An 11,463-nucleotide genomic window follows, 5' to 3' on the forward strand; every position below is an offset into this window, starting at 1 on the left:
ATGAAGAAGAATCTAAGAAAAACGGAATTTAGCACATTACAAAAATCCCTATTATCAGAACTCAATGAGGTGATGAATGGGGATTATCGTCAGCTTTTGGCTCGAATTAAAGGCATTAGCAATATTAAAAATGAACAGGCTCAACAAGCCGTTGCCGCCGACATTCAGAGACAAGTCCAATTAGCAAAAGCACGTTTAAATCAGCGCAAAAGTGCGGTCAAAAATATCGAATTTCCTGAAAATTTACCAGTAAGTCAGCGTAAAGACGAAATCCAAAAGTTGATTTCACAACATCAAGTGGTAGTCATTGCTGGTGAAACGGGATCAGGAAAAACCACCCAATTACCTAAAATGTGTTTGGAGTTAGGCTTAGGGACAAAAGGCTTAATTGGTCATACGCAACCTCGCCGTATCGCAGCACGTTCTGTGGCCACTCGCATTGCAGAAGAATTAAAAACAGAGCTTGGCGATTTAGTGGGTTATAAAGTCCGTTTTACTGATCAAATCAGTGAAAATACGATGGTCAAATTGATGACCGACGGTATTTTATTAGCCGAGATTCAAAACGATCGCTTTTTAAATCAATATGATACGTTAATCATTGATGAAGCACACGAGCGTAGCTTAAATAACGATTTCATTCTTGGCTATTTAAAACAGCTTCTTCCAAAACGCCCTGATCTTAAGTTGATCATCACGTCTGCAACGATTGACGTAGAACGTTTTTCTAAACATTTTAATAATGCGCCAATTATTGAGGTTTCAGGCAGAACTTATCCTGTTGAAGTGCGCTATCGTCCCGTTGTTGAAAATGAAGAACAAGATCAATTACAAGCCATTTTAGATGCGGTCGATGAGCTACAAGCGGAAGGGCGTGGTGATATTCTCATTTTTATGAACGGTGAGCGTGAAATTCGAGATACTGCGGAAGCCTTGCAAAAACAGGATTTAAAACATACCGAAATTTTACCGCTCTTTGCGCGTTTATCGGCACAAGAACAGAATAAAATCTTTCACCCATCAGGTTTAAACCGCATCGTACTGGCGACAAACGTAGCTGAAACCTCGTTAACCGTGCCTGGCATTAAATATGTAATCGACCCTGGTACCGCACGTATTTCTCGTTATAGCTATCGCACAAAAGTGCAACGTTTACCGATTGAGCCGATTTCTCAAGCCTCGGCGAATCAGCGCAAAGGGCGTTGTGGACGTGTGAGCGAGGGGATTTGTATTCGCTTGTATTCAGAGGAGGATTTTAATAGTCGTCCTGAGTTTACTGATCCTGAAATTTTACGCACCAATCTTGCTTCGGTTATTTTACAAATGACTGCGCTTGGATTGGACGATATTGATGCGTTTCCATTTGTTGATGCACCCGATAAACGTAATATTCAAGACGGGATCAAGTTATTAGAAGAATTAGAAGCTTTTCATTTCGTCAAAACAAAATTTGGTGAAAAACGTCAATTAACTCAAGCGGGTAGACAATTAGCGCAGTTGCCAGTTGACCCTCGTTTGGCAAAAATGTTGTTGACCGCAGTGAAATTGAATTGTTTGCACGAAGTGATGATTATTGTGTCGGCATTGTCGATTCAAGATCCACGCGAGCGTCCACAAGAAAAACAACAATCAGCGGACGATAAACATCGCCGTTTTGCCGATAAAAAATCGGATTTCTTAGCCTTCTTTAATTTATGGCAATTTATCCAAACGCAACAAAAAGAATTATCGAAAAACCAATTCCGCCGTTTATGCCAAAAGGATTATTTAAACTATTTAAGAATTCGTGAATGGCAGGATATTTATCATCAAATTCGCCTTACTGTGCGTGAAATGGGGCTACCGATAAATTCTCAGCCCGCAGAATATTCACAAATTCATACCGCACTTTTAAGTGGTTTGTTGTCGCATATTGGTATGAAAGAAAGTGAAAAACAGCAGTATTTAGGGGCTCGTAATGCACACTTTGCGATTTTCCCTAACTCTGTTTTATTTAAGAAACAGCCGAAATGGTGTATGGCTGCAGAATTGGTGGAAACCTCAAGACTTTGGGGGCGAATGGTGGCGGATATTGATCCTGAATGGATTGAACCTTTAGCTGCACACTTGATTAAAAAATCTTATGCCGAGCCTCGCTGGTCAAAATCCAAAGGCGCAGTGATGGCAGATGAGAAAGTGAGCTTGTATGGTGTGCCAATCGTAGCAAGTCGCCCAGTGAATTATGGCTCGATAGATCCACAAATGAGCCGCGAAATTTTTATTCAATCGGCGTTAGTTGAAGGGGATTGGTTCACCAAACATAAATTCTTCCACCAAAATCGCCAATTGATTCGTGAAATTGAGGATTTAGAGCATAAAAGCCGTCGTCGTGATATTTTGGTTGATGAACGCACTTTATTTGAATTTTATGATCAACGCATTGGCACAGAAGTGGTTTCTCAACGCCATTTTGATAGTTGGTGGAAAAAAGTCAGTCAAAAAGATCCTGAGTTACTGAATTTTGAAAAAGCCTTTTTAACGAAAGAAGATGCCGAACAAGTGAGTGAGTTAGATTTCCCTAATTTTTGGCATCAAGGCAATTTGAAATTTAAACTGACTTACCAATTTGAGCCAGGAACAGATGCTGACGGGGTAACAGTTCACATTCCTCTACCTTTGTTAAATCAAGTGGAAATGACGGGTTTTGACTGGCAAATTCCAGGCTTACGCAAAGAGTTGATTATTGCGTTAATTAAGTCGCTACCAAAATCGTTGCGTCGTAATTTTGTGCCTGCGCCAAATTATGCAGAAGCCTTTTTAGGACGAGCAAAGCCGCTTGAAAAGCCACTTTTAGAAAGTCTGATTTATGAGCTTCGCCGAATGACTGGCGTGAGCGTTGAGCCTGAAAGTTGGCAATTAGATCAGTTACCAAGCCATTTAAAAATGACGTTCCGCGTGATTGACGATAAAGGCAAAAAAATTGCTGAATCAATGGACTTAGATAGCCTGAAATTCCAATTAAAAGATCAAGTACAAGAAAGTATTTCTGCAGTGGCAGATGACGGTATCGAGCAAAGTGGTATCCACGTTTGGAACTTCGATAACTTACCACAATGTTATGAGCAGAAAAAACGGGGTTTTACGGTGAAAGCTTTCCCTGCGATTGTCGATGAAAAAGAAGCAGTAGGGATTAAATTATTTGAAACGGAATTTGAGCAGCAGGTCGCTATGCAACAAGGCTTGTGCCGTTTATTATTGCTCAACGTACCTTCGCCAATTAAATATCTACATGAAAAACTGCCGAATAAATCGAAACTCGGTTTGTATTTCACACCATTTGGGCGAGTATTGGATTTGATTGATGATTGTATCGCCTGTGCCGTAGATAAGCTGATGAACGATTTTGGTGGATTAGTTTGGAATGAAACGGATTTTGATAAATTACGTGATTTTATTCGTGAGAATTTAAATGAAACCACTGTTGAAATTGCCAAACAAGTGGAACAAATTTTGACCTTAACTTATGAGCTTAACAAACGCTTAAAAGGCAAAATGGATTTCACCATGGCATTTGCGTTATCCGATATCAAAGCACAACTCAGTGGCTTGATTTATCAAGGCTTTGTGCAAAAAACAGGGTATGCCCGTTTGAATGATTTACAACGTTATTTGCAAGGCATTGATAAACGGATTGATAAATTGTTGCAAGATGTGAATCGTGATCGTGCAGCAATGTTAAGAGTAGAGCAAGTCAACCAAGCGTATCAGCAGCTCCTTGCAAAACTGCCAAAATCTAAACCGCACTCTGATGAGGTAAAAGAAATTCCCTATATGATTGAGGAATTACGAGTCAGTCTATTTGCCCAACAACTCGGTACTAAATACCCAATTTCAGACAAAAGGATTTTAAATGCGATTAAAGAATTAGGTTAAGCGCAAAAAATAAAAGGCAGAGATTTCTGCCTTTTTCTTTATTTATGCGTTTTTGAATTAAATAACAAAAAAGCCAGAATATTCATTATTCTGGCTTTTATGCAATCTTGGTTTCAATTCAGTGGTGGAGCTGGCGGGAGTTGAACCCGCGTCCGAAATTACTCTACCTTCAGCACTACACGTTTAGTCTAGTCTTTAATTTCATTTACCCACTGCGGACAGACACGCGACAGATAAACTAGCTTGATTCAATTTAACGTTTCGATCCACAAGCGGAGGCGTCCACGCGATCTCGTTTGAATTTGACTCCTCTGGATCCCCGTCTTACGAGCGGAAGCTAGGGAGAGAAGGCTATGAGCAGGTTATTAAGCTGCTAAAGCGTATTGTTCGTCGTTTGCGACTATTTTTTTGCGGTTTGTTTACGAGGCCTACCGCACCTCGACGTGCACCTTGGGCTTCGCTAATCCCGTCGAATCCAGAATCAGCCCCAAAAATCTGGCACAGTCTACCAAAAACACCTGCAAAATAAAAGCATTTTTGGATTGATAGACGAGAATCATGTCAACCTTCAGGAATAACGTACAATAAAAAAGCTAGAATGATGGTTTTGCTAGCTTTTCATGAATTAGAGAGATTAATTCGTTAGTTTCTTATCTTATCTTTCAATAAACCAGATGAGCCTTCAGAGTAATCTCTTGGTTGCTCATCTGAGCTAAGATGAAGGGGTTGTTCGGTTGTGTGCTGACCAATTAATTCTTGTGAGAATAAGGGTTTATGACTTAACTCTGGTAACAACTGTGTCGATGAGGTCGCAAGATGGGTATACAATTTTTGGTAATCTTGCGCAATGTTTTTTAACAACTCCGCACTTTCTGCAAAATGTTTTTCAAGTTCTTGTTTTTGAAGATCTAATTGATTTTTTACTTTTTGTAGCTCAGTCTCTGTTTTCACTTGTTTTTTGACGGAGTCTTTTGTGAAACGTAGAAATAAATAACCAATAATTAAGCCAATAATTAAACCGACTAGCCCAGCTTGCCACATTTCAGGGGTCCAATTTTGCATAACATCACTCCTTATCATTAATCAACACAATGTATTTATGTTATCACGAAATAAAAAACATTTCTTTGCACTGGATCACAACAATGAGAAAGGGCACCAAATGATGCCCCATTATCGTTGACTTAGTTTTTGGTGTTACGTTTCGCGCGTTGTAATTTCTCATACGCTTGTAGCAATTTTTGATGTTCACCAAAATGGCATAGATGTTCATCATCCGCGATCAAATCGTAGAATGGATTTCCACCTTGTAATGCGGTCCAACTTGCCTCTACAGCATGTTGACCATACAGTTTCTCAAATACCATACGGTATTGGGCAGGATCACGATTTTTATCTACAAATAACATAATACTATTGACTAAACAACGATAATAATTTGCTCTTTCTGCACTGAAAACAGAGCTATTCATATTTAAGGTCCACGTTGCCCAATCAAGTGCGGCATTTAAATCACCCACAGCTAAATACAACATAGATTTTAGTTCACCAATACGTAATGTTGCCCAACCAGATTGTTGCGGTGCAACGAGACCAATAAATTCCCGTACACGTACTGCATCGTCAATACCTTGCTCATCTAATTCAGATAAGAGTTCATAATAAGTCTCTTGTGAATGATGAAAGTGTGGTAAGTCGAGAAGGATTTCTCGCCAATCCATACCCATATTATTATTCGCATAAATTAAATCATCAGCAGGGTAAATATCGGACATGCCTGGTACAAGAATACGGCAGGCATACACACCTAAATGCGTATAGTCCATGATATACACTTCTTTTTGTTCTGCTTGGAAAATAGACATTAAATTGTGATATTCCTGTTCAGTGGTTCCTGAAAAATCCCAATCGACAAACGAGTAATCTGCCTCTTTTTTGAATAAATCCCATGAAATAAGACCACTTGAGTCAATAAAGTGGGTTTCTAAGTTGGCTTGTTCTGCAACATCGTCCTGATTAAATGAAGGAGGAGAAAATCCATCAAGATCTTTTAAGCTGCGACCTTGTAAAAGTTCAGTCACTGTACGTTCCAATGCGACTTGAAAATTGGGATGAGCACCGAAAGATGCGAAGCAGGTACTATTCGTCGGATTCAATAGTACTACACAAATGACAGGATATTTGCCACCGAGGGATGCATCATACGCTAAGATAGGAAAACCTTCTTCCTCTAACTTTTGGATTGCTGCTTGAATCGCAGGGAATCGAGCCATCGTTTCTGCAGGGATTAACGGTAAACTTATTGCTTCTGCAATAATTTTATTTTTAATATGACGTTCAAAAATTTCAGAAAGTGCTTGAACACGTGCTTCAAATTGACTATTCCCCGCAGACATCCCATTAGATACATATAAATTTGCAATAATACTTTGTGGAATATAAACAAGGGATTGATCAGACTGACGAACATAAGGCAAGGCAACAATGCCTCGTTCATAGTGACCCGATTGTAAATCGATCAGTAAGTCAGGCGTGAGTTCCTGATTAGGATCGTAATAATCTAACAGTTCGTCATTGAGGAGCCCCGTTGGCAGTAGCGTGTCATCTTCAATAGGAAACCATTTCTCATTTGGATAATGAACAAACTCACTATTGGCGATGTTTTTGCCTAAATAAAAGTCAGCAAAAAAGTAATTTGTCGAAAGACGTTCAAAATATTCGCCTAATGCCGAGGCTAAAGCAGCTTTTTTCGTGGCACCTTTACCGTTTGTGAAGCATTGAGGGCAATCTTTGTCACGAATATGCACAGACCACACATTTGGTACAGGGTTTAACCAAGACACTTCTTCAATATGAAAGCCAAGTGCGGTCAGTTTTTGTTGAAATTTGTTAATACTTTCTTCAAGTGCGGCATCTTTGCCAAGAATAAAAGTTTGTTCAGACATGCTTATCCTATTTCTTATTGTTTTTGCAGGTCGGCATAATAGGAGAGTTTACTCCCTACCGCAAGTCAAATTGTATTTATTTATGTAGAGGAAATGAGTTAAATACACCAATTGGTTCAAACTGGGTTGGTTTAGATAACGAGGTTTTTTGTAGATTAAGTGTGAGGGGGTAAACACGTTTACGGGCTACGATCATGATTAAGTGAGGAAAGCAGGTGGAATGTTGCTGATGGGCAAGGGCTTGACATGCTAAAATATCAAAGTTGAGCAACGCGAGCCAATCTAAAATACGCCATGTGGAATAATAACGGACTCGTAATTTTTCATGATGTTTTTTGTTAAGATAGCGCTTGAATAGAAGTGGGCTGATGGAATTAAATAAGGACAAAAACAGATAGCCATCTTCCGTTAAAACACGATTGACTTCGCGTAATACTTGATGAGGATCTTGACTAAAATTTAACGTATTCGCTAACAGGCAGGCATGAATACTTTTTTCAATAAAAGGAAATGCGGTGGTGTCGGCTTGGAGCAGGTTAGCATGGTGCAGTTGTGCAAGCTTCTGTATAGGTTCTGTAATAAGTGGTGTCAGAATAAGCTGTTCAGGCAAAAAGACATGGCTGGTTATCTCCGCACTTAGTCCGCCAATCTTAAGTAGTGGATAACCTGAAATTTTAGGAAACCAAGTTGAAAAAGACTGACTGAGTACGCGGCAATAAGCGTCACCATTTTGCAGTTGGCGCCAACTATGTGGTAATGTCATTGTTTGAGAGTATACTGTTTCCCACACCATGATTGAACCTTATAAGGATAATTTATGTTAGTACCAATTCCTGCGTTGAATGATAACTATATTTGGCTGTATGGACGAGCACATTTGCCTGTAATTGTGATCGATATACCAGAAACTTCGCATTTGCTGTCATTTTTAACGACGCATCACTTATCCGTTGAGGCACTCTTATTAACTCATTATCATACAGATCATACTGCAGGTGTCGACATATTCAAACAATACTATCCTACCGCTCGCATTTTTGGTCCTGAAGAAACGCGTTCAAAAGGGGCAACGGATATTATTCAACCTGGTGTGTTTCAAACGGATCATTACCAGATTGAAGTCATCGACACCAGTGGTCATACGGAACAGCATGTGAGTTACCTCATTGATGGGCATCTATTTTGTGGTGATAGCTTGTTCTCCGCAGGATGTGGAAGGGTCTTTACGGGTGATTATCAACGGATGTTTGATGGATTACAGCGTTTAAGTTGTTTACCTGATGACACGATCGTGTGTCCTGCCCACGAATATACGTTATCAAATTTAGCGTTTGCTGAAACCGTCTTACAAAATCATCCTGTCCTACAAGCGCATCAAGCGCAGGTCAAACAGCTAAGGGCACAGGGTCTGCCGAGTTTACCAACGTCTTTAGGACTCGAAAAACAGATTAATCCGTTTTTAATGGCGCCTGATCTTGCTTCATTTGTAACATTGCGACAAGCAAAAGATGTGTTTTAACTCATTCTGGTGTGATCTTCAGCCAAAAGGAGTGGGTTAGGTTTGCTCATAAAATAGCAATTGAGTTAAAATATCATTTTATTTCATGTGGGCAATTCAAACCGTCATCATAAAAGTGCGGTTCATTTTTAAGTAATCTATGACAATTTTAGTGCTAGGTATTAATCACAAAACCGCCTCTGTCGCAGTACGTGAAAAAGTGGCGTTTTCAGCCGAAAAACGTCGAGAGGCATTGGAACAGGTACAGCAACGAAAACTTGCTGACAGTAGTGTGATTTTATCAACTTGTAATCGCACAGAGGTCTATTTTCACCACCACGCAATCGCTCCACAACAGGCATCCATTTGGACAAAAAGCTGCATACAATGGTTTGCAGACGTGCATCAATTGCCTTTAGAGGCATTACAAGAGTCCATTTATTTTCAACATAATCAGCAAGCGGTTTTACACTTGATGCGTGTGGCTTGCGGGTTGGACTCTTTGATCTTAGGTGAACCGCAAATTTTAGGACAAGTCAAACAAGCCTATCAAGCGACAGAACATTATTTGCAAGAAACTCATCAAACAGGTTCAAGTGAGCTGTCTCGTTTGTTCCAAAAAACCTTTCTCACAGCGAAACGTGTACGTAGTGAAACAAACATTGGTGGAAGTGCCGTTTCTGTTGCTTATGCTGCTTGTAGCTTAGCGCGTCAAATTTTTGAATCTCTTAAAACGTTAAAGGTATTATTTGTTGGTGCAGGAGAAACCATTGAGCTCGCTTGTCGCCATCTTTTACGCCATGGTGTACAACATATTATGATTGCTAATCGTACCTTTGAACGTGCCCAGTATTTAGTTGAAAAATTAGAGGCGACAGAACAGATCCAAATTTTATCATTGGCGCAGTTGCAACAAGGCTTAAATCAAGCTGATATTGTGATCAGCTCAACAGGAAGCGCAACGACCTTAATTCATACAGACATGATAAAAATCGCACAAAAAGCACGTCGTCAGTTACCGATGTTATTAATTGATCTGGCTGTTCCAAGAGATGTAGAAGAAACTGTGAGCACATTAGAAAGTGTATATCATTATACAGTTGATGATTTACAACATATTATCCAAAATAACTTAACAGAAAGACAAAAAGCAGCAGAACAAGCACAAGCGATTATTCAACAAGAGTGTGATGACTATTTTGAGTGGTTAAAAGTGCATCAATTTTCTACTCTTATCCGTTCATACCGCGGGAATGCGGAGGCGATTCGTCAACAGTTAGTCAACAAAGCGCTTGTCGCCCTAAAGCAAGGGGAAAGTGCAGAAAGTGTATTGCAAGCACTCAGTTATAAGCTCACAAATAAATTATTACATTCACCGACTCAAGTGATGAATGGAATGGTTAAAGCGGGCAATGCGTGTGGTTTAGAATTATTTTCTTCTACGTTAAAAGATGAACAAAAGTGAATTGTCTTTCAAAAATGATTTCTAATTCGGTTGATCCATTTTAAAATAAAAGGATTGTTTTTTTATTGGGGTAGAACATGCGAGAAAATCATCAAATTGCAAATGTTGATTTAGTTAAACAAATGAATAGTGCCGTTGTGTATAAATTGATTGATCAACAAGGGCCCATTTCTCGTATTCAAATTTCTGAATTAAGCCAACTTGCACCCGCAAGTGTGACAAAAATTACACGTCATCTTTTAGCGCGAGGATTGATCAAAGAAGTTGAACAGCAAGAATCAACAGGGGGGCGTCGAGCAACTTCTATTATTGCTGAACATAAAGCATTCCGCTCAATTTTGATTCGTTTAGGACGCAAACACACTACGTTTGCTATCATGGACCTCTCAACGAAGTTACTAAAACGCGAGGTTTTTGAGTTACCTGAAAATCAAAGTGTAGAGTGCATTGAAGCATTTTTACTGAAACAGTTAGCGATTTTTATTGAAGAGAATCAGAAACGAGGTTGTGAATTTATTGCAATTGGTATTACGGTACCAGGTTTTGTTGATGTGAAAACCAGCATGATTGAATTTATTCCTCACCTTAATCTCGAAAAACCTTGGGACCTCGCCAATCTGATTTCAGAACATTTTCATCTGGCTACTTTCATTGGTCATGATGTACGCAGTCTAGCATTGGCAGAGCATTATTTTGGTGTAACTCAAGATTGTTATGATTCCTTGTTATTACGCATCCACCGAGGTGTTGGCGCGGGAATCGTGATCAATCATGAAGTCTTTCTTGGCTATAAAAATAACGTGGGTGAAATTGGACATATTCAAGTGGATCCACTCGGTAAACGCTGTTTATGTGGTAATGTGGGGTGTTTAGAAACAGTAGTCAGTAACACGGCTATTGAGAAAAAAATGCACGAGTTATTACAAGACGGTTATCAGAGTAAATGGCTTTCTTTAGACACTCATGATATTGAGGCAATTTGTAAAGCAAGTAACAAGCATGATGCGGCTGCTAGCGAACTCATTGAACATGTGGGCGTGCAAATTGGGCGAGTGTTAGCCATGAGTGTGAATATGTTTAATCCTGAAAAAATCGTGATTTCAGGTGAAATTACTCAGGCAAAAGGTATTTTGTTTGCCGCGATTCAACGCTCTTTAGAGAGTCATGCGTTACCTGCGTTTGTCAAAAATACTCCTTTAGTTGCCTCGGAATTAAAAAATGAAGATGTCATCGGTGCCTTTGCGTTAATTAAGCGTGCATTGTTAGACGGTAGCTTATTACGCCGATTGTTATCTGAGTAATCTTTGCTTGGTTTTAAAGCGATTTGTTCAAAGTGTATGCGAATGAGTTAAAATTTTCATTTTTATAAAAAAAAGAGTTGACGAGTGGGGGCGATATCAGCATAATTAGCCCCGCAAAGCCGATGTGGTGAATGCAAATAATAAAATGGCTATGTAGCTCAGTTGGTTAGAGCACAACACTCATAATGTTGGGGTCACAGGTTCGAATCCCGTCATAGCCACCATATTTGCGGGACTGGCGAAATTGGTAGACGCACCAGATTTAGGTTCTGGCGCCGAGAGGTGTGTGGGTTCAAGTCCCTCGTCCCGCACCATTCATTAGCTTGCAAGTCAAATATAGTA

At 39.6% G+C, this 11,463-nt stretch carries 7 protein-coding genes, 2 tRNA genes and 1 other RNA gene; 6 read left to right on the plus strand and 4 right to left on the minus strand.

Features of this window, described 5'->3' with window-relative positions; all coding sequences use genetic code 11:
- Entirely contained in the window at window positions 1-3,912 is a 3,912-nt protein-coding gene (gene hrpA / locus ACWIT3_RS05965) for an ATP-dependent RNA helicase HrpA (RefSeq protein WP_457161855.1), read from the plus strand.
- A gap of 122 nt (window positions 3,913-4,034) precedes the next feature.
- Here the strand turns inward: hrpA and ssrA are convergent.
- From ssrA to ACWIT3_RS05985, 4 genes are all read right to left on the minus strand, one after another.
- Window positions 4,035-4,401, minus strand: a transfer-messenger RNA (tmRNA) gene (gene ssrA, locus ACWIT3_RS05970).
- 153 nt (window positions 4,402-4,554) lie between these two features.
- Window positions 4,555-4,974: a YhcB family protein gene (locus tag ACWIT3_RS05975; RefSeq protein ID WP_457161856.1), complete on the minus strand. Its 420-nt coding sequence runs from the start codon at window positions 4,972-4,974 to the stop codon at window positions 4,555-4,557.
- 122 nt (window positions 4,975-5,096) lie between these two features.
- Complete coding sequence (gene ycaO, locus ACWIT3_RS05980; RefSeq protein ID WP_457161857.1) at window positions 5,097-6,857, minus strand: 30S ribosomal protein S12 methylthiotransferase accessory factor YcaO; 1,761 nt, start codon at window positions 6,855-6,857, stop codon at window positions 5,097-5,099.
- A 76-nt stretch (window positions 6,858-6,933) separates the two neighbouring features.
- On the minus strand, window positions 6,934-7,650 hold the full coding sequence (locus ACWIT3_RS05985) for a methyltransferase domain-containing protein (RefSeq protein WP_457161858.1): 717 nt from the start codon (window positions 7,648-7,650) through the stop codon (window positions 6,934-6,936).
- Window positions 7,651-7,674: 24 nt separating this feature from the next.
- On the opposite strand from ACWIT3_RS05985, the gene gloB reads away from it, so the two are divergent.
- The 5 genes from gloB to ACWIT3_RS06010 all read left to right on the plus strand — a co-directional run bounded on the left by gloB (window position 7,675) and on the right by ACWIT3_RS06010 (window position 11,435).
- Entirely contained in the window at window positions 7,675-8,376 is a 702-nt protein-coding gene (gene gloB / locus ACWIT3_RS05990; protein ID WP_457161859.1) for a hydroxyacylglutathione hydrolase, read from the plus strand.
- 139 nt (window positions 8,377-8,515) lie between these two features.
- The gene (gene hemA, locus ACWIT3_RS05995; RefSeq protein WP_457161860.1) at window positions 8,516-9,820 is read left to right on the plus strand and encodes a glutamyl-tRNA reductase; all 1,305 of its coding nucleotides are present in this window, start codon (window positions 8,516-8,518) and stop codon (window positions 9,818-9,820) included.
- Between the two features lie 77 nt (window positions 9,821-9,897).
- Window positions 9,898-11,121 carry an ROK family protein gene (locus tag ACWIT3_RS06000; RefSeq protein ID WP_457161861.1) on the plus strand — a complete coding sequence of 408 codons (1,224 nt, stop codon included), beginning with the start codon at window positions 9,898-9,900 and terminating at the stop codon, window positions 11,119-11,121.
- A 147-nt stretch (window positions 11,122-11,268) separates the two neighbouring features.
- Window positions 11,269-11,345: transfer RNA gene (locus ACWIT3_RS06005), tRNA-Met, on the plus strand.
- Between the two features lie 5 nt (window positions 11,346-11,350).
- A tRNA-Leu gene (locus ACWIT3_RS06010) sits at window positions 11,351-11,435 on the plus strand.
- Window positions 11,436-11,463: the final 28 nt, after the last annotated feature.

The organism is Pasteurella sp. P03HT (genome assembly GCF_054052285.1).

Bases quoted from the DNA above. Each gene is read 5' to 3' on its own strand.
- gloB (WP_457161859.1), top strand. From the start codon at position 7,675: ATGTTAGTACCAATTCCTGCGTTGAATGATAACTATATTTGGCTGTAT.
- ycaO (WP_457161857.1), bottom strand. From the start codon at position 6,857: ATGTCTGAACAAACTTTTATTCTTGGCAAAGATGCCGCACTTGAAGAA.
- ACWIT3_RS05985 (WP_457161858.1), bottom strand. From the start codon at position 7,650: ATGGTGTGGGAAACAGTATACTCTCAAACAATGACATTACCACATAGT.
- ACWIT3_RS05975 (WP_457161856.1), bottom strand. From the start codon at position 4,974: ATGCAAAATTGGACCCCTGAAATGTGGCAAGCTGGGCTAGTCGGTTTA.
- hrpA (WP_457161855.1), top strand. From the start codon at position 1: ATGAAGAAGAATCTAAGAAAAACGGAATTTAGCACATTACAAAAATCC.
- hemA (WP_457161860.1), top strand. From the start codon at position 8,516: ATGACAATTTTAGTGCTAGGTATTAATCACAAAACCGCCTCTGTCGCA.
- ACWIT3_RS06000 (WP_457161861.1), top strand. From the start codon at position 9,898: ATGCGAGAAAATCATCAAATTGCAAATGTTGATTTAGTTAAACAAATG.